The organism is Paenibacillus nuruki (genome assembly GCF_963311185.1).
GTDB lineage: Bacteria > Bacillota > Bacilli > Paenibacillales > Paenibacillaceae > Saccharibacillus > Saccharibacillus nuruki.
The window spans coordinates 1,189,851-1,214,881 of record NZ_OY725677.1; the positions used below are offsets into that span (position 1 = coordinate 1,189,851).

Consider the following 25,031-nt stretch of genomic DNA (forward strand, 5'->3'; position numbering starts at 1 on the left):
CGGATGGCTATTGAAAATAACGATAAATTTTTACCAGCATTTCTAGAAGAAATCGTTGGAGACCGTTTTGGTCGCTACTCTAAATATATTATTCAAGACCGCGCGATTCCTGATGTTCGTGATGGATTGAAACCGGTACAACGTCGTATTTTGTATGCTATGTACGATTCAGGCAATACACCGGAAAAAGGATATCGCAAATCAGCTAAAACAGTCGGTGACGTGATGGGTAACTATCATCCTCATGGTGACTCATCGATCTATGATGGTATGGTACGAATGGCACAACCTTGGAAAATGAGTCATACGCTTGTCGATGGGCATGGTAACTGGGGATCACCTGATGATGATCCAGCAGCAGCAATGCGTTATACCGAAGCTCGTTTATCTTCAATTGCGATGGAGATCTTACGTGATATTGATCGGAATACGGTTCAATTTAAAGACAACTTTGATAATACGACACAAGAACCTGTCGTTTTACCAGCTCGTTATCCTAATTTATTAGTCAATGGCGTAAGCGGAATTTCATCAGGTTTTGCAACAGAAATTCCTTCGCACAGCCTGCGTGAAGTGATCGAAGGTTGTATTGCATTGATGGAAAAACCTGAAATGGAATTGCCTGAACTGATGAACTATATCAAAGGCCCGGATTTCCCAACAGGTGGTACGATTATGGGTGGAGACGGGATTCGTGATGCCTATTCTACAGGTAAAGGGCGTATCTACATACGTTCTAAAACAGAAATTGAAACACTACGCGGCGGTAAACAGCAAATTGTGATTACCGAAATCCCTTATCAAGTCGTGAAAGTACGTCTTGTCACAGCGATGGAAAATATCCGTTTGGAGAAAAAAGTAGAAGGTATTGCTGAAGTACGTGATGAGAGCGGACGTGATGGACTACGGATCGTGATCGAGCTTAAAAAAGATGCAGATGCGCAAGGCATTCTAGCGTATTTGCTCAAAAAAACGGATCTACAAGTGACCTATAACTTTAATATGGTAGCTATCGTTAACAAAGCGCCTCAACAAATGGGAATAAAAAGTATTCTGGAAGCGTATATTGCGCATCAACGTGAAGTGGTTACCCGTCGTACACAACATGATCTGGATAAAGTAGAAGATCGTGCTCATGTACTTGAAGGTCTAGCTAAAGCACTCAATGTACTAGATGAAGTCATTGCAGCGATCAAAGCGTCTAAAAACCGCCAAGATGCACAAAACAATTTGCAATGGATGTTTGGCCTCACTGAACGCCAAGCCGATGCGATTCTAACCTTGCAATTGTACCGCATTACTAATTTAGAAATTAATCAAGTTGAAAAAGAACTAAACGATATTCAGAAAAAAATCACCAATTTCCGTGCTATTCTCGGCAGCGATAAAAAGCTAGTCGGATTGATCAAAAAAGAATTGATGGAAATTCATGATAAACATGGTATTAATCGTCGTTCTATTATTCAAGATGAAGTTGAAGAGTTAAAAGTTAATCTGGAAGTCATGATTAACTCGGAAGATGTGCTAGTGAGTCTTTCTAATGACGGTTACATTAAACGTACGAATATGATGTCTTTCAATCGCTCGGGCGGAGAACGTAGTGGATCAGGTGCCAAAGAAGATGATTATATTCGCGAAGTGATGAATGTAAATACACTGGATAATCTACTTGTCTTTACACAGCGGGGACAATACTTCTTACTTCCTGTTCACCAGATTCCTGACTTCAAATGGAAAGAAACAGGAAAAGCGATTGTTAATATTATCCCGATGACTCGTGAAGATCGAATTGTGACGATGGTTCCTGTTCGTAATTTTGAAGAAGAACAAGCCGATCTGATCTTTGTGACCAAGCGAGGACAAGTGAAGAGAACAGAGATCAAAGAGTATGCGACCAAACGTTCAGGAGCAGTAGCCGCTTGTAAGCTTGGAGAAGGAGATGAAGTTATCTCTGTAACCCGTTCAGGTCAAGCTAGAGATTTGATGTTAATTACTAAAGAAGGTATGAGTATTCGCTTCCGGGCAGAAGAAGTCAATCCAATGGGTCGGGTTGCTACAGGTGTACGTGGAATTCAACTGGTTGGAGAAGATGAAGTCGCCGCAGTCCTATGGGTAGATGGAGAAGACGGACAATTGATGGTCATTACCGATCTTGGATATGCCAAACGTACTTCATTATTGCAATACCAGACTCAAAGCCGTGGTGGTAAAGGATTATCTACCTTTGAGTTCAAAGAAGGTAAACGATCCAAACCAAATGGTAATCGTATTATTGGTGCTTTTATCTGCGAAGAACATCGCTCATTTATGGCTATTTTACCTCCAAATCGTATGATCGGATTTAATAGCAAAGCCGCACTTCAAACCGATGAACGTAGACATATCGGTAAACAGATTGTTGAAATGGATAAGGCAGATACGATTATTGGTATCTTAGAAGATTTATCTTCTAGTGGATCAGTGTGACTTTGAGTAAAAATGAAATAATGCTATAAAATAAACTTCTCTTGCTATCTATAGATAGTCAGAGAAGTTTTTACATAATAATCAGTTGACAATCGTATAGATTATAAATTAAATAGTGAAAATATAGAAATGATTCAGCTAGAATACTGCAAAAATCAATTATTCTGCCTACGACATTTATGGTTAAATATCTTGATTTGAATTCTAATCAGTCGATATCCAAACTTAAAAATCTTTCAGAATTATTGATTTTCTTCGTTGGATTAAATAAAAAATAGTGTGAAAATTATCATATGGAAAAAATGTAATTATATGTTATATTACTGAGTGATAATTATTTAGGAGGGATAGAATGGAAGGATCAGTAGTTGTAGTTAATATGGGGGCAGAAAGTTATAATGATGCTTTATATTACTTGGAACAAGCAAAAGAAGCAGAAAAAAAGGAAGAAAAATTTTTGATGTGGCGTAATACTAGATCTTCTATTTTAAGTATGTGTTTATCAGCGGAATCAGATTTGTCTAAGTTGATACTCATTAACCTAAGAGGAAAAGAAAATCGAAGTGCGACAGAAGAAGAAGTATATAGTTATTTAAATGATTCTGCAAATTCCGATAGTAAACCACCAAAGGAATTTTGGTCTGTACTGCAAAAATACAATAAATTATTGGAATTAAATGGTTTGGAAAAGGTAGATGAACTTCCTAATGATTATAAATCCGCTGTTTATCTTAGAAATAAAGTTGCTCATTATATTACAGCTCACAATGAAAAAGTTTATTCTGAAACAATCGTGAAAGATGTTGAGAATGCATTAGAAAATATTCGACAATTTATTCGGCATATATGGAGAATATCTAATGAAGGTAATCCAATTTGGATTGATAAAACTGAATCTTGGATTATAGACTAACTATCTTTTTTCAGTTTTTGTTTCTTTGATGTTGAAAAGCTTAAACTACCTTCACACACGAAGCGGAGAGAATAGATGATTCTGAAAGAGCGAAGCGCTCGCCTTTAAGAACGGATATTTACTGCTATAAGCAGTGATTCAAAATATCCGTTCTTAACAGCGACGAGAAGAATATCTATTTTCGAAGCGGATTTTACACTAAACCACCAGCACAAATCCTTAAGCTAATTCTCTTCTAAATTCGTTTTCTAATATCAATGAAAAAAGCTTTTCCATTACCTTGTAATCAAGGAACGGAAAAGCTTTTTTGCATCTTATTTATAAAACACAAGTAAATATTTCATACATTATCTCGCTCTTATACCACTTACTTTAACTTCGTTTGCTCCAATTCAAGCTCTAACCGTTCCTTCAATTGCTCATAGATATCACTCGACCATTCGATCCACGGCTTGGTCTGTGGAGGAAGCGAGATCATAGAGATCATGCGACCGCCGACAGGATGAGGAATAGCCGTCAATACAGACCATAAGGCTAATTGCTCACCACGACGGTTCACTTCAGCACCATACTTTTGATCTCCAAATAAAGGATAGCCCGCATGAGACATTTGAATCCGAATCTGATGAGAACGTCCAGTGTGCAAATGGATCAACACCAACGCAAGATTCAAATCCTCATTTTGAGCCAGTACTTCGTAATCGAGTACAGCTTCTTTACCACCCGTAGTACCGGGAGGAACTACGGCACCTGTATTAGTACGTGCATTTTTAAGAAGTACGTCTTTAAGTGTTGCTTTAGTAACAGTAGGAATACCGCGTACAACAGCGACATAGCGTTTCACCATTGTGCGGCTACGTACAGATTCAGACAAGCGAGAAGCAGCTTTGGATGTTTTGGCAAATACCATAGCTCCACCAACCGGACGATCCAAACGGTGGATCAATCCTAGATATACATTGCCTGTTTTGTTGTAACGTTCTTTCAGGTCTTCTTTGATCAAAGTCAACATATCTGGATCGCCTGTTGGATCTTCTTGGGAAGGAATATTGACAGGCTTAACAACTCCAATAATATGGTTGTCTTCATATAACACAGGAATCGGCGCTCTACCTTTAGTGTTTGAATGTGGTTCCATCGTTATGCCTCAGCTTTCCCAGCGTCCAAGAATACCGCATGGCAGATTCAGACCCGAGTTCGTGATAGGTAGACCAATTTCGCCAGAAGAAAGGGTACCACCGTAACGCTGTTGCATCGTCATATTCAAAATATTAGACAATACCGTCGGTGCAATCCCTGTTGTATACGAGTTGATCAGCATAAATAATGGGTTATCGGACATAATCGACAAGCAAGACTCTAAGAAAGGATACAGACTGGATTCAAGTTTCCACATTTCGCCACCGGGTCCGCGTCCATACGAAGGAGGGTCCATAATGATCGCATCGTATTTGTTACCACGACGTTGCTCACGTTGAACAAATTTGAACACATCATCTGTAATAAAGCGTACCGGACGATCGCCAATACCCGATAATTGATGATTGTCTTTAGCCCACTGTACCATTCCTTTAGCCGCATCAACGTGTACCACATCAGCGCCAGCGTAAGAAGCGGCTGTTGTTGCTCCACCTGTGTACGCAAATAAGTTCAAAACGGTGATCGGACGACCAGCATTTTTGATTTTGTCCATCATCCAGCTCCAGTTCGCTGCTTGTTCAGGGAATAGACCAGTATGTTTGAAATTAGTAGGTTTGATATGGAAATTCAAATCGCCATAACGAATATTCCAGCGTTCTGGAATTTTGCGTTTCCATTCCCATTCACCACCACCTGAAGCACTACGGTGATAATGACCGTGTACTTGATTCCAGCGTGGGTCTCTATCTGCGGATTGAAGAGGCCAGATAATCTGTGGATCTGGACGACGTAATAAGATTTCTCCCCAACGCTCCAGACGCTCACCTGCGCCCGTATCAATTAATTCATAATCTTTCCATTGATCAGCAATATACATGTAATAATCCATCCTTATATTTTATTTCTCGATAGATATTGTAGAGTACAATCATCTATATACAGAGTAGCCTAAAAAGCCATCTTTATCAGTTTACCGCATTTCATTGTATAACAATAGATGAAAGGAAGCTATATTTGATTTAATAAGCAAAAAAAGAAAAATCGTTATATAAACGATTCTTTTTCCTTTTTATTGAACACTATGACCGTTGATGCTACGTATAAGATCCAAAATATTATTAAAATGAATGTTACTCAGTTGCTCAATCCATTCATCTATAGAATAATGTTCTGGTTCTTTGATCCATAAAGAGATCGCACCGACTAAGCCTGAAACCATATATTCAAGGCTAATCTGTATCTTGAGATTATCAGGAGGAGTATCAAGACCAGAGAGAATAATTTGTTTGAAATGGTCTTTAAGATAACTAGAAAAGCTAGGCTCAATCTCATGAGTTAACATCGTTCTAAAGAAAACAACATGTTCTTCTAGGATAAGAAATAGACTTTTTAACGCAATCACCATAAATGAAGGATCTTCATTTTGAACATCCTCAGTATACTCAGGTAAGCAAACATTCAATAGATCGATATGTTCTATACATAATTTCTCCATCAAATCAGGTTTATCTATATAGTGCAAATAAAAAGTGTTTCGATTAATGATCGCTTGATCTGCAATATCTTGTATTGTGATACGATCATATCCTTTAGTTTGAATTAAAGTCAGAAAAGAATCTTTGATCGCTTTTCTTGTTTTGACAATACGTAAATCAATTTTAGGTTTGTTCATTCTAAATTCCTTTCTTCAAGATAATAAGCAGATTCAATACATTTGCTTATTAAATGTTAAATTGATGAATATCCACCATTGAATGCATTAAGCTTAAATTCTACAATAAAAACCATTACATGAATACAATATATGGATGGATAGAGGAGAATAGCAATGAAAACATTAGTTATTATTGGAGCAGGAAAAGGTTTGGGATTGTCATTAGCCAAACGATTTGGTAAGGCAGGATTTCAAATAGCTTTGGTCTCGCGCAATACTATCAAGCTGCAAGAAATGATAAACGTATTAAAAGAAAATCATATAGAAGCTTCTTATTTTATAGCAGATGTATATCAAGCAGACCAAATGACAGAGGCACTTGCTAACATTAAAAACAAATACGGTTCGATTGATGTGTTGGAATTTAGTCCTACTGCTGGAAAGTATCCACCTACTTCTGTATTGGAATTAACAGCAGAGAATATCAAAGACCTATATGAAGGATATATTTTCAGTGCTATTCATGTGGTGAATACAGTAGTACAAGATATGCTTGCACGCAAAGAAGGAGCTTTACTTTTTACTACAGGATTATCAGCATTATACCCTGTGCCTATGATGGGAAATGTCGGTATTATTATGGCAGGTTTGCGAAATTATATCACTAATCTGCATACTGAATTGTCACCTAAAGGCATTTTTGTAGGTCATCGATCGTTAGGTTTATTTATCAAAGAATCAGGTAATGGCACAGTGAATGATCCAGATATAATTGCAGATATGTGGTATCAGGCTTATACAGACCAAGCAGTATGGGAAGAAGAGTATCCAAAAGGAGTTACGCCAGCAACCATACAGTATTAAAGCACGACAGAATTGAGTAACATTTTCGAATCAACAAAATTCTTCATTCAAAGGTATACAACAAACAAGTCGCTGAATAGGCGGCTTTTTTATTTGCATAAAACACACTTGAAAAGAAATAAACTAAAAATTTAAAATTCGTTGTTGACAATGAGAATCATTATCAAGTATGATCAATCCATGGAAAACACATATGCGGGAGGATTACAATGTCTAAAATATTAGTGGTGTTCGCCAGCATGACTGGGAATACAGAAGAAATTGCAGATTTGATTGCCGAAGGAATACAATCCACAGGTGGAGAGGTTGAACTCAAGCAAGCAATGGACTGTGATGCGGATACTCTTTTGGAATATGACGCAGTACTCCTTGGCGCCTATACTTGGGGAGATGGCGAATTGCCAGATGAATTCCTCGACTTTTACGAAGATATGGACGAGCTAGACCTTACTGGTAAAAAAGCAGCTGTATTTGGAAGTGGAGACACTTGTTACGAACAATTTGCAGCAGCAGTCGATATTCTTACGAACAAGTTACAAGAGCGTGGCGCAGATATCGTGTTAGAAGGGCTGAAGATCGAATTGAATCCTTCATCCGACGAGAAGGAAACTTGTCGTGAATTCGGCAAAAAATTTGCGGGCGTAGCAGTAAGCGTAGTGTAATTTAAGCTTACTTGATCAAACGATCACATTAGAGTAGATGTAATTAAAGAATTCGTATGACTGGAAAGCAGGTGTTAAGCATATATGAATTATTCTACGGATCAGGCTTCACCTGTTTTGCAGGATTACAAGCTGGAAGAATGGCTACGGATGACCTATCGTACAAATGATCAGTCACTACCTACACGCCAAACGTCACGTAAGCAAGCTTCACAGATTCATTGGAAGCAACGTGTACAATTTGCGATAGGACATGCGATTAATCGTTATTACAGTATGTCACCAGAGCTTAGAGGGATTACAGATATTGGCCAGCTGGTTGATTTCCGTTGGCCCAAGCGTATCTCTTACTTCGATCATGAACAGCATTACTGGCAGGTCAAAGATCTGGTTACGGCAAATATTCGTAAGCTTCTTGCAGCCAACGAATATGCACCTTATCCTATGATGTTGTATGAACAGCATCAGACTTTGGTTCCAGAACTGCAAACTGACTTGTCTGTTATTTTTCAAGTGGCATGGCAAGTATCTGAACAAACAGCGCAACCGGATGATGTAGCCGGACACAAGAGCCTGATTGTTCAGAAGTTTATAGTCGATGATGATCCTTACACAGCAGAAGCTTTTATTCATCTATCTTCCGTGTTTTGCCAGTCTGCTTTTGGTAGACTTCCTGAACGAATCGATATCTTTTCGATTATGGAAGGCAAGGTACAGCGTCATTATCCTTCACCGGAAAAAGTAGCTGCATCAATCGATTATCTTCATTTGCTTCAACATGTCGTACCAGGCGGAACTCAAGTCTGTGAACATTGCAGACAGAACGCTGGTGTGACATCCCTAGCTCCTTCGTGGAGCCTCATGTAGGTGGACCAAGAAACGGGTCAAAATCCCCCCATCTTTTTGACCCGGATTCTTTTCACAATATAAGTAAGACCAACGAACATACGGCTTTCCTGTTACAGGGAATAGAGATCATCTATCTTTTCGTCCCAGTCACATGATTCGATAACATAGATGATTCTCTAAGAAAAAGCGTTTATCCATGCATGGACCGGACCTCCGTGCTTGGTATAAACGCTTTTTCTGTGTTTGTATAAATGATTTAAATTTCAGGCATAGGTGGAGAATACAAGTAATAGTCTTGAATATCTTGATGCTGGAAGCCACACGATTCATACAGATAGAGCGCACGATCATTATCAGATACTACATTGAGCCAGACACTATGACCTGCCTGACTTTCAGCAAGAGCCACCTGACGCAAAGCACTACGTCCAATCCCGTGTCCACGTAATGCAGGATCGATGACGAATCCATAGATCCAACTGTGTTCTCCCTCATAATCCACTTCTATTTTACCGACCGCGATACCAGCATGTTCAATCACTAGCATTTTGCGTGTTTTGGAACGATTGGCATTGGCTAGTGTAGCTGTTGTAGAAGCTTCACTAATTGCAAATGCATCTGCATCCAGTCGTATCCACAACGGAATATCGCTATCGTTAAATGGACGTAATACCGCAGATTCAGGTTCGTCTATACGTAACGAGTTATGTTCTTTATCAAGCTTGAGCGTATATTCAATACTTTGCAGCACAACAGGTCTTGTATGTACCCATGCTTGACCTGCAACTGAATCACGAGGCACATTTAGTAACACTTGATTGGCATCGACCAATTGACCACGACTGACTGCTTGTTCCCACAATTTTGTGAATACACCCCGTCGACGATAAAGAGGATGTGTCATGCCGCATACTTCAATATTTTGTCCCATTCGGTAGATACCTAGAAAACCGATCAGTAATTTACCTTCGTAATGGAAAAAATCTTCTACACTGCCAGGCGCACGATTTTTGAGCATGTCCCAGTTTAATTTAAGCATAATATGATCTTCTTTTTCACAAAGTGCCTGTAATTCTAATATATCTGATAACTGCTGAAGTTTGAGCATAGCGGTACCTCTTTTTTCTGTATTTAATAGAAAGAGATGGAATGAAGTCGTCCCCAATCGATCTTCTTTTTGGTCAATCTATTTCTAATTATATAAGGAATATACTAGATAAAGCTATCTAAGTTTTACAAATAAAAAAAGCATCCGCAGCTACCGATCAGGCAGAACCACGAATGCGTCCAGTGACTAATAATAGAATAAATGAAATCAGAATCGTAATGATGGTTAAACTCCAAGCCAGTGGCATATTGTTAGCATCGACAGCAAAGTAAATCGCAGTTGGTAATGTCTGTGTTTTGCCTGGAATATTACCAGCTACCATTAAAGTAGCTCCAAATTCTCCTAAGGCTCTAGCAAAAGCAAGCACAAATCCAGTTACCAGTGAACGCCATGCAAGCGGTAAGATCATATACCAGAGTAATTGTAATTCACTGGCACCTTGAGAGCGTGCAGATTCCAGTACATCTTTATCTACCAGAGCGAATCCTGTTTTGAGTGTCTGATAAGCCAGTGGAAAAGAAACGACAGTTGCAGCAATAATCGCTCCAGTTGCGCTGAACACAATCGGCTGATGAGTAAGCCATTCAGCTGCCTGACCGATCCAACTACGCCGACCCAGTATAGTCAGTAGTAAAAGACCGACAACCGAAGGAGGCAGAACCAGGGGTAACATAAATATCGTTTCAACGATTGATTTCCCTAGAAAGGTATGCCGACTCATCCACATGGCCATCACAATACTCAGTAAAAAAGCAAGCGAACCTGCTACACAAGCAATTTGCAAAGACAACAGAATAGGCGAACCGATAACGTCCCATGACCAGTTTAACGAATTCATGAACTCGCAGAAGCCTTCATAAAGCCATGTTTAACAAAAATTGCTTGTGCTTCATCGGTCTGTAGATAGTCATAGAAAGCAGCAGCTTCTTCAGGATGAGTAGTATCAGATACGATTCCTGCTGGATATAGAATTGGATCATGACTATCAACAGTAGTTGTCAAAGCCACCTGTACTTTATCTGAATCCATGGCATCCGTTTTGTAGACAAATCCTGCTTCAGCATTACCTGTTTCTACATAAGACAATACTTGTTTGACATCTTTAGTCAGCACGATTTTGGATTGTAACTTGTCCCATATTCCTGACGACTCTAATGTTTGTTTGGCATACATACCCGCAGGAACCGATTCAGGTGTACCGACAGCTAATTTTTTGATATTGTCACGAGTCAAATCTTGCAATGAAGATAATGTTAATGCGCTATCTTTGGGTACAATAAGTACAAGATCATTAGCGAGCAGGTCTTTCTCATGCGTTTTATCAATAAGATTAGCACTGAGTAGAGCATCCATTTGTTTACTACCTGCTGAGAAGAATAGATCCGCAGGAGCGCCTTGTTCAATCTGTTTCTGTAATGTACCTGAAGCCGCAAAGTTGAATGTAAGGTTAACATTAGGATGTTGCTGTTGGTATAACGTTTGGATTTCCTGTAGACTATCCGTTAAGCTTGCAGCAGCTGAAATAGTGAGTTGTACAGGAGATTCACTGGTAGCTGTAGCATTAGTCTCAGAAGAAGGTGTAGAACCGTTGGCGCTATCTGTACTGGATGTAGTTGTCGTGGACGAACAAGCACTAAGTATTAAGATCAGACCTAACAGAAGCGCAGGTAGACCCATCCGGGAAGTAGAAGTATGATTTCGATGTGAAAATAAAGAAAGTATAGATTTCAACACATATTCCTCCTTAAAGTTATAATACAACTATGTATTATACTGAATAGTATATATTAGATCATACTAAATCATTCTAATTATATCTAGTTATAATTAAACATCACATTAAATTGGATATAGTACGATTGTTTAAATTGAAAACTCATATCATCCACGTTAAGATAAATGTATCTTGTTAGGGAGGAACCACCTATGAATGAGCAGGTGTCATACACAACCGAAGAAATTGCCAAATTACTTAAAGTCTCTAAATTAACCGTTTACGATCTGATCAAAAAAGGCGATCTACCCGCTTATCGTGTAGGGAAACAAATGCGAGTGGATCATTATGATCTAGAAACGTATAAACAAAAAGCGAAAAATGGAATGATTCGTGAAAATCGAGAAAATGCGGGACAGCTTCATATGACAGCAACCCCACTAAATAGCATATTACCAACTTCGTCCTCGGAGCCGTCAGAAGTGTCTCCACTTCAGCCTGGCATCGGGAATATTCCACATATTGATTATCAAGATCATACGCCTGATCCAGACGCTACAGTGACACCTGAATTTGTGCATGCAGCTTATGCACGTCCAGAAGAAATTTTGCGAAATACAGGCACGATGAACCCGATTACTCAAGAACCGATCACTCCACCGACGACTGGCAAAACAATCGTGATTACAGGGCAAGATACCAGTCTGGATATTCTAGCTCGTTATATGGAAAAAGAGGACAATCGTTATCGTCCGCTTCGTTCTTTTGCCGGAAGTATGGATAGTCTAGTATCGATGTATATGGGAAATTCAGATATTGTCAGTACTCATTTATTTGATGGGGATACAGGAGATTATAATTTACCGTATATTCGTAAAATGCTTGTCTCGCATCCATGTACAGTGATTAATCTAGCTTCAAGGCGTGCAGGATTGTATGTGGCTAGAGGAAATCCAAAAGATATTCGTTCATGGCAAGATTTGGCTCAAAATGGAATAACGATTGTGAATCGAGAACGTGGAGCAGGAGCGCGTGTATTATTGGATGAACAATTACGATTGAATGGGATTCGTACTTCTCAATTACAAGGATACACGCAGGAAGAATCTTCTCATATTGCTGTGGCAGGTAAAGTAGCAAGCGGTCAAGCAGATGTAGGGGTAGGAAGTGAGAAAGCCGCTGCATTGGTCGGAGTGGAATTTATTCCATTGACAGTAGAACGATATGATCTGGTTATTTTAAATAAAGTAGAAAATGCAGAGTGGATCGCTACATTAAAAAGAATATTGTCATCCGATGATTTCAAACGTGAATTACAAGCGATCGGTGGATATGATCTATCCCGCACCGGAGAGATTTTGTACGCTAGCGAATATTAATACATTTACCTATAAAGGAGTGAGCAGGCATGAAAGACAAAGTTAAAGGATTAGTATTAGGTATAACGATCGGTTCATTATTGACAGGTACAGGTGTAGCGATGGCAGCTAATACAACCAGTATTCAAGTGGCTTTTAAGCAAGTAGGGTTATACATCGATCAAGTTAAAAAGTCAGATGCTAATGTCATTATTTATAAAGGCACTACGTATGTACCGGCAAGAACGATGAGTAATGCAATGAGCAAAGATATTCGTTTGTCCAATAATAATTTGTATATTGGAAGCAATCAGGCAAATAGTACAGGTTCATCGTCATCTTCTAATTCGACGACTACACCTACTCCGACGATACCGACTCCAAGTGTACCGACAGTGCCAACCACACCTAATTCAAATTCCAATACAGCAACAAGTACATCAGCAGTCAGCAGAGCACAAGCGATTCAACTGGTCAAAGACAAATATAAGTTAAATGGTTCTTCATATCTGTTGACAGATGTAGATCATGAGGAAGACGATATGTATGTTGTCCATGTGTATGAAGATGTGGTCGATGATGAAGCTACAGGAGAAGGTCATACATCTACATATGGCTGGTATTATGTAAATAAAAATACAGGTGAAATTACTTCAATGTTCTAAATAGATCTGTACTATCATAAAAATAACAAAGCAAAAAGCTGTAGATCGTTGGAATACGAGCGATCTACAGCTTTTTTATAATGATTTGCAATTCTTTTTGTATAAATCATTCATACTATGAATCAGTAAAAGGGGCTTGCAGCGACCAGTCGAACAAAAGATAAATATATTGGAATATACCCAGCCGTTACCTGCTAGTTTTTAATTGGAATCCAGATCTGCGGAGCAACGTTAGGACCACCGTATACTTCCAGTTCAGGCAAGTATGCATGTTCATAAGAATTAGAAGGAAACCATTCTGAAATAATCTGTTTCCAGAGATTTTGCATACTTGCTGGCATCGGACCTTCCACTTCAAATACGCTCCATTTGGAAGCAGGAATCTGTAAGTGGGATAATCCTTCTGGAGTATCTCCATTGTAAGCAGTAGCAATCCAGTATTCCATTTGTTTATCTTGAAGTTCACTTTGATCAACACAGACACCAAGTATTCCTGAGATCACTCCATTGTTGAGTTCAAATAACTGATCTTCGATACCATCATGATACGCTTTTTGCCACATTTTTGGAATTTCACGTAGATTTTCTCCATCTTCATAAGAGAATGTTTGCTTGATACCTACTAATGAGAATCCCGGGTGCTCTATAATTTTGTAATTCATCGGTTCGACTCCTTTCAGATTTACTTGAATCACCAAGCGATTGTAGGACTTAAGCGAAGTACTGTGCTTGCGGGTTTCACTAGGGGCAATCCCATGTTGTCTACGGAACGCTTTGGAAAAAGATTCAGGTGTATCGTAGCCATACTTATGTGCCAGATCAATAATTTTGTGATCGCTATGTACCAGTTCATGAGCGGCTAGAGTTAATCTTCTTCGTCTCAAGTATTCGGCTACGGTCACATCGGTTAACAACGCAAAGTTACGCTGAAAATAAAAAGGCGATAGATGAGCTTGATCTGCAATGTGCTGAATCGTAATCGGTTCTAACAAATGTTCTTCCATATAATTAATCGCATGTTGTAAAGATTCGATCCAGTTCATAGTAGTTATTCACTCCTTGGTGTTTATTATAAGTCAAAAGTTCAAGCTAATCCTGTCATTTTATGCGCCAAATTGTCAGGTGAATATAGTTGTTTTGACAATGATAATGATTATCATTTATAATAAAAGAACAAATGCTTTGAAGGAGGTTTAACAATGTTTGCAATTATGCGTAGTATTACAGTCACAGAAGGTAACTCTCATCAAGTCGTAGAACGTTTTAACCAAGCCGGTATTTTGGAAGAACAGCCTGGATTTGTTGATTTGAATATTATGGTGAAGCAGACTCGTAAAGGGGAAGAAGAAGTGGTTCTTTTATTCCGTTGGGAGTCTGAAGAAGCATGGAAGAACTGGGAGAAAAGTGATGATCATGTACAAGGACATCGCCAAAAAGCAGGTCAACCTAAGCCCGAGTATGTTGTTGATTCGATAAATGCCAAATATGATATCAAAGCGATCAAAACAGGAACATCCAATATCACCAAATCTTAATGTCTGTTAGACTACCTTTATAGTATAAAAATATGCAATAGAAAAGGGATGAACGACGATAACACGTCGTTCATCCCTTTTTGTTGTGCCTTTTGAATAATATTAAAAGACATTGTGATTATAATCCGTTATTCTAAGGGTAGCTTGTTTAAGCCTGAAGAATAGATTGTATATGCGGTTGTTGCAACCAATCTTTGAGTGAAGTCAGTTGAAGATCAGGTACGATGACACGATCCTCCACCTTATAGTAGTTCAAAGAATCTACATTTTCTCCAATCCAACGATAAAAATTCGCAATACCTGTAGCTTGTTGAGCACCCATTACAGGTGTAAGCGAAGCTTGAAAGTCATCATAATTTAGAGACTGGAAAGTGATATCTTTTCCCAAAGCTTGTGTAAACTGATGCCCCAATTCTTCACCTGTCAATGCTTCTGGCCCAGGAGCTAAAAGAGTATGACCTGCTAATTCAGGATGATTTAATGCATAATAATGATATTGAGCGGCGTCTTCAGAACTGATCCACGGAATAGGCTTGTCCGCAGGGACAGGATAGAAAAGCATGCCTTGATTGATCAGTCCTGGAATTAAAAAGTTTTCCATATACAAAGTAGGTTTTACCAAAATAGTCGGAATACCGCTTTGCTGTACGTATTGAATCATTTCGCGCTTAACTTCTAACGTTGCAGTGGCTGTATGTTGTTCTGGCAAAAATCCATTCGAATTCACAACGATTAGTTGTACATTAGCTTGCTGAGCCGCTTGTACTGCATTGGTAATCTGTTGCTTCATTAGTTCTGTATCATACTCAATCGGCATATTTAAAAATATTTTATCTACATTGCTATTTGCTTCATGTAAAGTCTCTAATACAGACAAATCTCCAACAAATGCTTCTATTCCTTGTTCCTTCAAAGTCGCTACATTTTTTTCTTGGCGAGTAAGTGTGCGAACAGTAACTCCTTTAGATGTTAATAATCTAGCGACAGCTCCACCTTGTACACCTGATGCTCCATAGACCAAAATTGTTTCCATATATAAAACAGCTCCTTATCATCAGTTCATTTGTTCAACATCGAACGAAATGTTATATTTATCATAATCAAGTTACACACTTTATGTAAGTACGCACATGTAAGATATCAGGTATCTTTAAGGATACTGTTGGAGGTAAATCAATGGAAATGAAGGTAACGGAAATTAAATTAATGGAAAATTGTAAATCATGTCCTGTAGAATTTGCAATCAATACGATTGGTGGGAAATGGAAGATTTTGATTGTATATCAGTTACTGCAAAACGATAAAATTCGATTCAATGAACTTCAAAGAGCACTTTCTACCGTGACACATCGTACACTTACACGCCAATTGCGTGAATTGGAAGCAGATGGATTAATACACCGAGTCGCTTATGCTGAAATGCCTCCTCGTGTGGAATACTTTCTAACAGACAAAGGAAAAACGTTGACTCCGATTTTATTACAACTACAAGAATGGGGTCTACAACATATGTAAGACTGTTGAAAATTATATTGATCAGGCAAAGTCGCTAACTTAGCGGCTTTTTTTGCGTGTTCAGGATACGATCTTTTGTCATTAAAGGGATAAGCCAAATAACACAATAGCCCATTCGAGTATTTTCGCTATTTTTCACTAACTTGTCAGAAAGATATGTTCCTTCTTGGAACGATTAGGGACAAAAATGTGACTGTGATTGAATTGGTCGAAAATTAGAATACAATAATTTTAACTATCAAGACGTGCAGTCGCTTGATCTATTTTGAAAGGGGGCAATACAGGTATGGAAATCGATACGGTGTTATGGAGCAGACTTGTAACAGGGTTAACGCTCGGGTTCCACGTTATTTTTGCAACACTAGGTGTAGGGATACCGCTCATGATTGCAATAGCAGAATGGATGGGTATCCGTAAGAAAGATCAACATTACATACTTATGGCAAAAAGATGGTCACGAGGATTTGTGATTTCAGTAGCAGTGGGTGTGGTCACAGGTACAGCGATATCGCTACAGTTGGCGCTTGTATGGCCTAACTTTATGAAATTAGCCGGCAATGTGATTGCATTACCTTTATTTATGGAAGTATTTGCATTCTTTTTTGAAGCTATTTTCTTAGGCATCTATTTGTACACATGGGATCGCTTCAAAAATCCGTATATTCATTGGTTACTGACTATTCCGATTGTAGCTGGAGCAGGCATGTCTGCTGTATTTATTACAACAGTGAATGGATTTATGAATGCACCAGGTGGATTTGTGATGGAAGCCGGGCAATTTATAGCTGTCAATCCTGTACAAGCGATGCTCAATACAGCGACATTTTCTAAAGTATTCCATGTATTAAGTTCAGCTTATCTAACAGGTGCTGCGTTATTAGCAGGCATTGCTGCTTTTGCTATGTTAAGAAAAGGCGTATCTGCTTATCACAAAAAAGGCTTAAATCTGATGATGGCTGTTGTTTTACTATTTAGTCTGTTGAATACATTAGCAGGCGATGTATCCGCTAAGTTCTTGGCAGAGCATCAACCTGAGAAATTAGCAGCAGCAGAATGGCATTTTGAAACAGAACGCGGAGCAGACTTGGTTCTGTTGGGGTGGTTGAATGCAGAGCATGAGATTATAGGAGCACTTCATTTACCCAAAATTCTTAGCTTTTTAGCATTTGGCGACTTTAATGCAGAAGTTACAGGGCTGAATGAATTCCCTATCGATGAACGTCCACCTCTTTTGGTACATTATTTATTTGATTCGATGGCTGGGATCGGATTTACGTTGCTGATGATCTCCAGTCTTTATTTCGTATTGTTATTCTGGAAAAAGCGCAATGAATTGAATAAGTGGATGCTTCGTATTATTGCACTATGCGCACCGCTAGCATTTCTAGCTGTCGAAATGGGATGGTTCTACGCAGAGCTTGGCAGACAGCCTTGGATTATTCGAGGATATATGCGAGTCGAAGAAGCAGCGACATCTTCACCAAGTGTCCGCATTTTGTTCTTTGTATTTTTACTTCTTTATATCGTACTTGGCACAATATGTGTTCTTGTATTAAGACGATTGTTCAATAATAATCCTGCTGAACTTGAGATGGAGAAATGGTTAAAAGAACAGCCTGAGCCACCAAGCGAGAAAGGTGGGCCTTTATCATGAGTTATGAATTGATTGGGATCTCGGTGCTATGGCTATTTTTGTACGGATATTTAATAGTCGCTTCGATTGATTTTGGAGCAGGTTTCTTCGCTTTTTATGCACGCTTAACCAAGCAAGATCATTTAATTAACCGCTTAATCTCCCGTTATTTATCACCTGTCTGGGAGATCACCAATGTGTTTTTCGTCTTTTTCTATATTGGTATTGTCGGATTTTTTCCAGATACGGCTTATTATTACGGGTCAGCATTACTGGTTCCGGGAAGTATTGCGATCGTTCTTCTGGCTATTCGAGGCTCGTTCTATGCTTTTGAAAATTATGGTTCTAAAAACAACATCGTTTATCTCTTTTTGTATGGTGCGACAGGATTGCTGATTCCTGCTTCATTATCGGTAGCACTAACTTTGGCTGAAGGTGGATTTATCCTCAAGCAAGGAGACGTTGTTTCTCTGGATTATTGGGCATTATTCACGAATCCATTATCTTGGAGTATTGTAGGGCTTGCGATTGTGTCAGTGTTGTTTATTAGTGGTACATTTCTAACCTTTTATGCTTCACGTGCAGAAGATGAGTCCGCATTGAAGCTGATGCGAGGATACGCTTTGTTTTGGAGTACACCTACGATTGTGCTAGCTTTAACAGCATTTATTTATCTCGGTCAACACAATGAACGACATTTTCAAAATATGATGGATCTATGGTGGTTACTTGCGTTATCTGTTGCTTTCTTTATGATCGCCATGTGGCTTTTATACAATGGACGTCGTTACGGCTTAGCGTTTATTTGTATCATGTTACAATTTTTCTGCGCCTTTTTCGCTTATGGTATTGGGCAGTATCCATATATTCTTGATCCATACATTACGATTCAGAGCAGTGCCACTTCGCCATCTATGGGCTTTGCACTTGTAGTGGTATTTATTGGAGGACTATGTCTGTTAATTCCTTCACTGATTCTGGTATTTAAGCTGTTCTTATTTGATGCAGATTATGTAAAAGGAAAGAAATAACACTTGTGAATGGATAGTGGCATATGAGGAGATTCCTTGTATGCCTTGATGGATAAAGGAGGAGAATGCAATGAGTAGAACATCCGGTCTCATCAGTGAACAAATGTCGTTGCAACGGAAAAATAGGACTCTCCTTGCTATGATTTCGTTGGTACTAGGTATCACGATGATCGCTCAGGCGGTATTGCTTGCTGAAGTAGTACAGCGAATTTTTGTAGAAAAAGCTTCTTTCTCATCCGTAATCACACTGCTCGGTCTGTTGCTCGCAGTGATGGTTATACGTACATTACTCTTTTATAGCAATGGCAAAGTAGGCTTACATATGGCTGCCCGTGCCAAAACCAATATGCGATCTGCTGTCTTACAAAGTCTGATCTATACTTCGATGCCAAGCACTCTTCGTGGACAGACCGGTGGAAAAGTCAGTATCGCTCTGGATGCTGTAGATGAAGCCGATCAGTATTTTAGCCAATATATGCCTCGAATGATGGAAGCGGCTATGATTCCCATTCTGATTTTAATCGTTACATTTTACCTCCATTCCAATACAGGTTGGATTCTGTTGTGTACTGCACCATTTATTCCTTTGTTTATGATTCTAGTAGGTCTCAAAACGAAAAATAAGTCTGAAGAAAAATATACACAACTCGCTGAATTTTCAGGTACTTTTCTAGACTCGCTTCAAGGGCTTGTTTCGTTAAAAATATTTGGACGGGCTAATCATCAGCAACAAGAAATCGAACGTAGCAGTCTAGGGTATCGTGATGCGACGATGAGTATTTTGAAGATTGCTTTTACCAATACCTTTATGCTGGAATCGATTGTGATGTTAAGTATAGGCATTGTAGCGCTGGAACTGGCTCTGCAATTGCTAGTGTTCAAATCCATGGCGTTTCACACGGCTTTTCTTATTCTACTATTGATCCCCGAGTTCTATAGTCTGTTAAAAAATACAGGTACTGCTTTTCATAGTGGGCGTACAAGTATGGGAGCTATCCGCAAAGTCGATCAGATGCTTGCTGAATCACAGATAACAAATGAACTAGAAGACATCGGGCAATCAATAAGTGCTTCTAATCAGCAGATTACGAAATCCCAAGATATATCAACCACTTTAGATCAATCTACACCTTTATCCATTGAACTGGAAGATGTTCATTTTCACTATGGTACTGATTCTTTTGAAATTCAGACTGGCAACATTTCTTTTCAAGCTGGAGAACATATTGCTATTGTGGGCAAAAGTGGATCAGGTAAAACAACATTGCTACATTTGATTGCTGGCTTGCTAAAGCCTACTTCAGGAGAAGTATTGGTGAATCGAAAAGTATTATTGGAATCTCAACAATCGGCGTGGTTCAGACAGGTTAGCTATATAACACAGCATCCTTATATTTTTGCAGGGACAATTGCTGAAAATATCTCGATCGGTGCAGGTAGACAGGTTTCAACAGCTGAGATTGAACAGGCGGCTGAAGAAGCAGGGCTGACGGTACTTATTGATCAGTTGCAACAAGGGTTGGAGACTGTGATTGGAGATGGCGGTAGAGGACTCTCAGGGGGAGAAAAGCAACGACTTGCGCTAGCCCGCGCTTTTCTCAAACGACCTACTATTATTTTATTCGATGAACCTACGGTAGGGTTGGATCTGCATACCGAGCAGGTACTTCAGCGTTCGATTGCACTATTGTCTCAAACCGCAACTATGATTACAGTCGCTCACCGATTGTATACGATTCAAGATGCGGATCAAATTGTATTTATGGACCATGGTGCAGTCGTAGATACGGGACGTCATGATGAACTTATAGATCGTCTACCTTTATACGCTGAAATGGTAAATGTTCAACAAAAAGGAGGTATAGCATGAATGAGTTAGCTATCATGTCCAAAGCGATGTTGCAAGAACGCAAAGATATTATCCTTTCTATACTGGGTGGGTTTATTGCAGGTATCGCCGGAGTGGCTCTATTCTCGGCAAGTGGATATATGATCTCGCAGACTGTATTTGCGCCACCGTTATATACGTTGATTATTATTACATCTATGGTTAAGCTGTTAGGTCTGCTTCGCGCAGGAAGTCGTTATGCAGAACGATTGTATTCACATCGAGCTACATTTTCTATGCTTAGCCGATTACGTACTGCTTTCTTTGCAAAGCTTATTCCAATAACGCCTGGCATATTAAACAAAAATCGAAGCGGTGATCTACTGGCACGTATCGTAGGCGATGTAGAAAGCTTACAAAACTACTTTTTGCGTGTAGCATATCCGCCTATTATTGTCGTGCTCGTATTTTTGGCAACGATGATATTTACGTCTACTTTTTCATTTTGGATTGCTGGTTTATTTGTAGTAGGAATGCTATTAACAGCTTTGGTGGTACCATCCATCGTATTATTCGGACAACGCAAAATCAATGGACGTGTTCGCGAAGAGCGAGCTTTATTTTCTACAGAAGTAACCGAAGTATTGTACGGTTTTCGAGATTTGAAAATTTATGGACAATTGATACAGCGTGAACAACAGCTTCAACAAACTTCTGCTACGTTAACAGAAGAACAACAAAAAGCAGCCGAGAATCTTCTACGTGGACAAGCGATGCATACATTTGTAACGTATCTTATTTCGTGGGGAGTGCTGGCACTAGGAGCTTTTTTAATTATTGATGGAGCACTTGCAGGCGTATTTCTAGCAATGCTTATTATGGCTTCACTTACGGTTTTCGAAGAAGCAGCGGCGATGGCTACATTACCAGCGTACAAGCAAGATAGTGAACATGCCGCAAAACGTCTACAAGACACAGTAGGCAGTTCGGCATCTCTACCTGCACCATCGCTAAGAATAGAGTCAGATGATCAAGCCATCTCGATTGATCTGAATCAGGTGACTTTTCAATATGAAGACGAATGGAGACCTGCACTACAAAAAGTATCGTTACATTTAGATGCAGGTTCCAAAACAGCAATTGTCGGTCCGAGCGGATCTGGCAAATCCACATTGATCGACTTGTTGCTCAAGCTTCGTACCCCTACAGCTGGCGATATACGATTAAATGGTGTAGCTCTGAAGGAACTGGATGAGAACAGTATTTGGCAGAACGCGAATGTGGTATTACAACAAGGGCACTTTTTTAGAGGAACCATTCGTGACAATCTATTATTAGACAATAAAGAATATTCGGATAAGCACTTATTACATGTACTGCATCAGATGCAACTCCCTCATATTTTATTAAATGATATCGTCTATGAAAAAGGCGAAAACTTATCAGATGGAGAGAAACAGCGACTGGCTCTAGCACGTGCAATGTTGCGCAAAGGGAGGCTATGGCTTCTCGATGAACCGACATCATCACTTGATTACGTGACAGAACAATCTGTCTTACAACAGATTTTGGCACACAGCGCTGAAGACACGTTGCTTCTGATCGGGCATCGTCTTACTGGATTGGAAAAGATGGATCAGATTGTGGTGATGGATCAAGGAAAGATTGTAGAAATCGGTTCATATGCAGAACTTATGGATAAAAAGGGATACTTTTATGAAATGAAGAAAGTGGAGTGGCAAATGATCGGGGAAGTGGCTATATAAAAAAGTTATCCTTTTCTCAAGTAATGTGTAAAGAAGTCATGATTTCTTGAGAAAAGGATATCAATAAGTAGCCAATAAGTAACTACAATATTACTCGGGCAATAATTCGTTGAGCCACTTTTGCTCATATTCAAACAGATTATCATACTTGGTGGTTCTGATTTCTTGTAACCATTTCACAACATCAGGATCGTCGCTAGCCACACGATGGAGAAAAGATATACCATACATCAACTCACTTGTAGGATGTTGTCTACTTGCACGAGGTCTAGAAACGATAGATTTAACTCGTTTAAGAACTAGCTTGACTTGAGAAGGAGTACCATGTTTGGCAATAGCCTGCATAGCATTCCATTTGACAGAAGAGGATAAGTCTTTGGCTAAATGATGTTCAAAAATAGATAGATAATGCTTACCGTCAAATGCAGATAAGATATGAATACATAATGCACGAATATCCACTTTGTTGGAACGCAAATGAGGAACCAGATAAGGAGCAGCAATATATAGGTTTGCATCCTGAATAGCCAGAAGGATATAAAATAAATCAAGATGGTTTTTGGATATCGATAATAGTTCAATAAGGCGTTCACCAACAACTTCACGATCACAATGACCTAATATTTCGATAGCATTATGACGTACTGAAGCTTTTTTGGCATAAGACAAAGATAAGAATGGCGTAGCGTCTGGAACAAAGGGCACATAGGTAAAGGTGTGCAAAAGCATCATTTGTTCACGAGGAGGGATAGATTGGAAATACAATAACATTTTGTCTACCGCTCGTGTGCCTTGAGTATGACGTGCAAGATGACTCCATATAAAAAAGAGATGTTTACGATCATCTACATGGGTTGTCTGTGTCCATACCGTGTCTACAATATCAATCCAATGTTCTTCTTTCAATTGCTGGGCTTCTTTGCGAGCTTTCCACCCTACACTATCGCCCGAACTTCTTACAGCTTGGCCATGTTCATCGGTTTTTACACTCATTCGATAGACTAGATCCTGTATGTAATCGATATGTTCCATGAAATAACCTCCTTTAAAATACATATTTCAAGTATACGTCAAATGGCGATCCATCGTGTATATCTTATTGTTCATTGTATTACATCAAAGTTAAGCGTAAGATAAACCTAATGAGCAAATATTTGTAAGCGCTTATTTATTGGAATGTGCTACTCAAAAAACCAAAGAGGTGTTCAATATGCCAGCTCCAGAAATGATGCACGCGATAAGAGTTCATGCTTACGGCAATAGTGAAAAAATGCACTATGAGAATGTGCTAATGCCAAAGATTGAAGCGGATGAAGTATTGATTAAAGTTTCAGCGACAGCTTTTAATCCATTGGATCATCTGATTCGAATGGGTGTCGTGCAAGAAACATTTCCTCATAAATTACCTTATATTCCGAATGTAGAAGTATCCGGTACGATTACTGAGATCGGTAAAGGCGTGAAGAATCTGAAAGTAGGCGAATCTGTTTTTGCTTTACTGAATATTCTATCTAATGGTGCAGCTGCCGAATATGTGGCGACCAAAGCAGAATATGTGGCTGTAGCACCCAAAAAGATCAAGCTTCCAGAAGTTGCTGCAATGCCAGTAGGGGCGTTAACCGCATGGCAAGCGTTATTCGATCACGGTCAGCTTGAAAGTGGGCAACGTGTCTTGATCGCTGGAGCCGCAGGTGGAGTAGGTACATTAGCGGTACAATTAGCCAAATGGAAAGGTGCGCATGTGATCGGTACCGCATCTGAAGCCAGTTTCCCGATGCTCAAAGAAATCGGAATCGATGAACTGATCGACTACAATCAAGAAATGGTCGAAGAACGAATCGAAGACAAGCTGGATCTTATTTTCAACCTTTCTCCAGAGGGTTCTAATGAAGTCAGCAACTGGCTTCACTTATTGCGTGAAGGCGGAACACTCGTCTCTATCACAAGCCCGGCAGATGGAAAAGTAGCTAAAGAGTTAAACGTAAATGTAGTCCATATGAATGTACAACAAAGCGGAGAACAATTGGCTCATATTGCGAAGCTTGTCGATGAAGGTGTACTCAAACCTGTCATTGCTGAAAAAGTAAAACTTAAAGACCTCCCAGAACTGCATCACCGTGCAGAAGTAGGAACCGTTCGCGGTAAAGTGTTAATTACTGTAGGAGAGTAAGACATACTGATGTTAGCTCAAATACTTAAAAGTATCCCCTTTGATTATAAAGGGGATTTTATTAGGTTGTAGTGAGTTACACATAGAATGAGCGATCCCTGATTACAGGCTGATAATAGTAAAGCTACACTGGTAAAGATTGCAACTGTATATTTTATTT

Annotated in this window: 23 protein-coding genes; 14 read left to right on the forward strand and 9 right to left on the reverse strand. The window is 39.3% G+C overall.

Features of this window, described 5'->3' with window-relative positions; all coding sequences use genetic code 11:
• Nucleotides 1-3 precede the first annotated feature (3 nt).
• Nucleotides 4-2,466: a DNA gyrase subunit A gene (gene gyrA, locus RCP16_RS05335; protein WP_371748184.1), complete on the forward strand. Its 2,463-nt coding sequence runs from the start codon at nucleotides 4-6 to the stop codon at nucleotides 2,464-2,466.
• Between the two features lie 352 nt (nucleotides 2,467-2,818).
• Nucleotides 2,819-3,379, forward strand: coding sequence for a hypothetical protein (locus RCP16_RS05340; RefSeq protein ID WP_137220596.1), 561 nt, complete (start codon nucleotides 2,819-2,821; stop codon nucleotides 3,377-3,379).
• Nucleotides 3,380-3,746: 367 nt separating this feature from the next.
• Here the strand turns inward: RCP16_RS05340 and RCP16_RS05345 are convergent, their stop codons facing one another.
• The 3 genes from RCP16_RS05345 to RCP16_RS05355 all read right to left on the reverse strand — a co-directional run bounded on the left by RCP16_RS05345 (nucleotide 3,747) and on the right by RCP16_RS05355 (nucleotide 6,191).
• Nucleotides 3,747-4,517 carry an RluA family pseudouridine synthase gene (locus RCP16_RS05345; protein WP_308641815.1) on the reverse strand — a complete coding sequence of 257 codons (771 nt, stop codon included), beginning with the start codon at nucleotides 4,515-4,517 and terminating at the stop codon, nucleotides 3,747-3,749.
• A gap of 9 nt (nucleotides 4,518-4,526) precedes the next feature.
• Nucleotides 4,527-5,396 (reverse strand): class I SAM-dependent methyltransferase, encoded by an 870-nt coding sequence (locus RCP16_RS05350; protein WP_069328786.1) that lies wholly within the window; start codon nucleotides 5,394-5,396, stop codon nucleotides 4,527-4,529.
• Between the two features lie 192 nt (nucleotides 5,397-5,588).
• Nucleotides 5,589-6,191 carry a TetR/AcrR family transcriptional regulator gene (locus tag RCP16_RS05355; RefSeq protein ID WP_308641816.1) on the reverse strand — a complete coding sequence of 201 codons (603 nt, stop codon included), beginning with the start codon at nucleotides 6,189-6,191 and terminating at the stop codon, nucleotides 5,589-5,591.
• A 156-nt stretch (nucleotides 6,192-6,347) separates the two neighbouring features.
• Here RCP16_RS05355 and RCP16_RS05360 point away from each other — a divergent pair, with 156 nt between their 5' ends.
• From RCP16_RS05360 to RCP16_RS05370, 3 genes are all read left to right on the forward strand, one after another.
• Nucleotides 6,348-7,037: an SDR family NAD(P)-dependent oxidoreductase gene (locus RCP16_RS05360; RefSeq protein WP_308641817.1), complete on the forward strand. Its 690-nt coding sequence runs from the start codon at nucleotides 6,348-6,350 to the stop codon at nucleotides 7,035-7,037.
• Nucleotides 7,038-7,246: 209 nt separating this feature from the next.
• The gene (locus RCP16_RS05365) at nucleotides 7,247-7,699 is read left to right on the forward strand and encodes a flavodoxin (RefSeq protein WP_308641818.1); all 453 of its coding nucleotides are present in this window, start codon (nucleotides 7,247-7,249) and stop codon (nucleotides 7,697-7,699) included.
• Nucleotides 7,700-7,783: 84 nt separating this feature from the next.
• Nucleotides 7,784-8,566, forward strand: a complete 783-nt coding sequence (locus RCP16_RS05370; RefSeq protein WP_308641819.1) for a hypothetical protein — start codon at nucleotides 7,784-7,786, stop codon at nucleotides 8,564-8,566.
• Between the two features lie 238 nt (nucleotides 8,567-8,804).
• Here the strand turns inward: RCP16_RS05370 and RCP16_RS05375 are convergent, their stop codons facing one another.
• From RCP16_RS05375 to modA, 3 genes are all read right to left on the reverse strand, one after another.
• Complete coding sequence (locus RCP16_RS05375; protein ID WP_069328781.1) at nucleotides 8,805-9,656, reverse strand: GNAT family N-acetyltransferase; 852 nt, start codon at nucleotides 9,654-9,656, stop codon at nucleotides 8,805-8,807.
• A 157-nt stretch (nucleotides 9,657-9,813) separates the two neighbouring features.
• A complete protein-coding gene (modB, locus tag RCP16_RS05380) occupies nucleotides 9,814-10,494 on the reverse strand; it encodes a molybdate ABC transporter permease subunit (protein WP_308641820.1) in 681 nt (226 codons plus the stop codon).
• Entirely contained in the window at nucleotides 10,491-11,333 is an 843-nt protein-coding gene (gene modA, locus RCP16_RS05385) for a molybdate ABC transporter substrate-binding protein (RefSeq protein WP_308642449.1), read from the reverse strand. The genes modB and modA overlap by 4 nt, the downstream gene beginning before the upstream one ends.
• A 249-nt stretch (nucleotides 11,334-11,582) precedes the next feature.
• Here modA and RCP16_RS05390 point away from each other — a divergent pair, with 249 nt between their 5' ends.
• The gene (locus RCP16_RS05390; protein ID WP_069328779.1) at nucleotides 11,583-12,749 is read left to right on the forward strand and encodes a helix-turn-helix transcriptional regulator; all 1,167 of its coding nucleotides are present in this window, start codon (nucleotides 11,583-11,585) and stop codon (nucleotides 12,747-12,749) included.
• 29 nt (nucleotides 12,750-12,778) lie between these two features.
• Nucleotides 12,779-13,393 carry a hypothetical protein gene (locus RCP16_RS05395; protein WP_308641821.1) on the forward strand — a complete coding sequence of 205 codons (615 nt, stop codon included), beginning with the start codon at nucleotides 12,779-12,781 and terminating at the stop codon, nucleotides 13,391-13,393.
• A 194-nt stretch (nucleotides 13,394-13,587) separates the two neighbouring features.
• On the opposite strand, the gene RCP16_RS05400 is transcribed toward RCP16_RS05395, so the two are convergent.
• Entirely contained in the window at nucleotides 13,588-14,436 is an 849-nt protein-coding gene (locus tag RCP16_RS05400) for an AraC family transcriptional regulator (protein WP_308641822.1), read from the reverse strand.
• Nucleotides 14,437-14,592: 156 nt separating this feature from the next.
• Here RCP16_RS05400 and RCP16_RS05405 point away from each other — a divergent pair, with 156 nt between their 5' ends.
• Nucleotides 14,593-14,928, forward strand: coding sequence for an antibiotic biosynthesis monooxygenase (locus tag RCP16_RS05405; RefSeq protein ID WP_308641823.1), 336 nt, complete (start codon nucleotides 14,593-14,595; stop codon nucleotides 14,926-14,928).
• Nucleotides 14,929-15,076: 148 nt separating this feature from the next.
• Here RCP16_RS05405 and RCP16_RS05410 read toward each other — a convergent pair whose 3' ends face one another.
• Nucleotides 15,077-15,961: an SDR family oxidoreductase gene (locus RCP16_RS05410; protein WP_308641824.1), complete on the reverse strand. Its 885-nt coding sequence runs from the start codon at nucleotides 15,959-15,961 to the stop codon at nucleotides 15,077-15,079.
• Between the two features lie 143 nt (nucleotides 15,962-16,104).
• Between RCP16_RS05410 and RCP16_RS05415 the strand changes: the two genes are divergently transcribed.
• The 5 genes from RCP16_RS05415 (at nucleotide 16,105) to cydC (ending at nucleotide 22,701) form a co-directional block, all read left to right on the forward strand.
• The gene (locus RCP16_RS05415; RefSeq protein WP_241669234.1) at nucleotides 16,105-16,443 is read left to right on the forward strand and encodes a winged helix-turn-helix transcriptional regulator; all 339 of its coding nucleotides are present in this window, start codon (nucleotides 16,105-16,107) and stop codon (nucleotides 16,441-16,443) included.
• 286 nt (nucleotides 16,444-16,729) lie between these two features.
• Nucleotides 16,730-18,097, forward strand: coding sequence for a cytochrome ubiquinol oxidase subunit I (locus RCP16_RS05420; protein ID WP_069328774.1), 1,368 nt, complete (start codon nucleotides 16,730-16,732; stop codon nucleotides 18,095-18,097).
• Complete coding sequence (locus RCP16_RS05425; protein WP_193555924.1) at nucleotides 18,094-19,107, forward strand: cytochrome d ubiquinol oxidase subunit II; 1,014 nt, start codon at nucleotides 18,094-18,096, stop codon at nucleotides 19,105-19,107. The genes RCP16_RS05420 and RCP16_RS05425 overlap by 4 nt, the downstream gene beginning before the upstream one ends.
• A gap of 70 nt (nucleotides 19,108-19,177) precedes the next feature.
• Nucleotides 19,178-20,977: a thiol reductant ABC exporter subunit CydD gene (gene cydD, locus RCP16_RS05430; RefSeq protein WP_137220585.1), complete on the forward strand. Its 1,800-nt coding sequence runs from the start codon at nucleotides 19,178-19,180 to the stop codon at nucleotides 20,975-20,977.
• Nucleotides 20,974-22,701 (forward strand): thiol reductant ABC exporter subunit CydC, encoded by a 1,728-nt coding sequence (gene cydC / locus RCP16_RS05435; RefSeq protein ID WP_308641825.1) that lies wholly within the window; start codon nucleotides 20,974-20,976, stop codon nucleotides 22,699-22,701. Before cydD ends, cydC begins: the two co-directional genes overlap by 4 nt.
• Before the next feature lie 90 nt (nucleotides 22,702-22,791).
• Here cydC and RCP16_RS05440 read toward each other — a convergent pair whose 3' ends face one another.
• The gene (locus tag RCP16_RS05440; protein ID WP_308641826.1) at nucleotides 22,792-23,733 is read right to left on the reverse strand and encodes a HEAT repeat domain-containing protein; all 942 of its coding nucleotides are present in this window, start codon (nucleotides 23,731-23,733) and stop codon (nucleotides 22,792-22,794) included.
• A gap of 178 nt (nucleotides 23,734-23,911) precedes the next feature.
• Between RCP16_RS05440 and RCP16_RS05445 the strand changes: the two genes are divergently transcribed.
• The gene (locus tag RCP16_RS05445) at nucleotides 23,912-24,871 is read left to right on the forward strand and encodes an NADP-dependent oxidoreductase (RefSeq protein ID WP_083243588.1); all 960 of its coding nucleotides are present in this window, start codon (nucleotides 23,912-23,914) and stop codon (nucleotides 24,869-24,871) included.
• Nucleotides 24,872-25,031 lie beyond the last annotated feature (160 nt).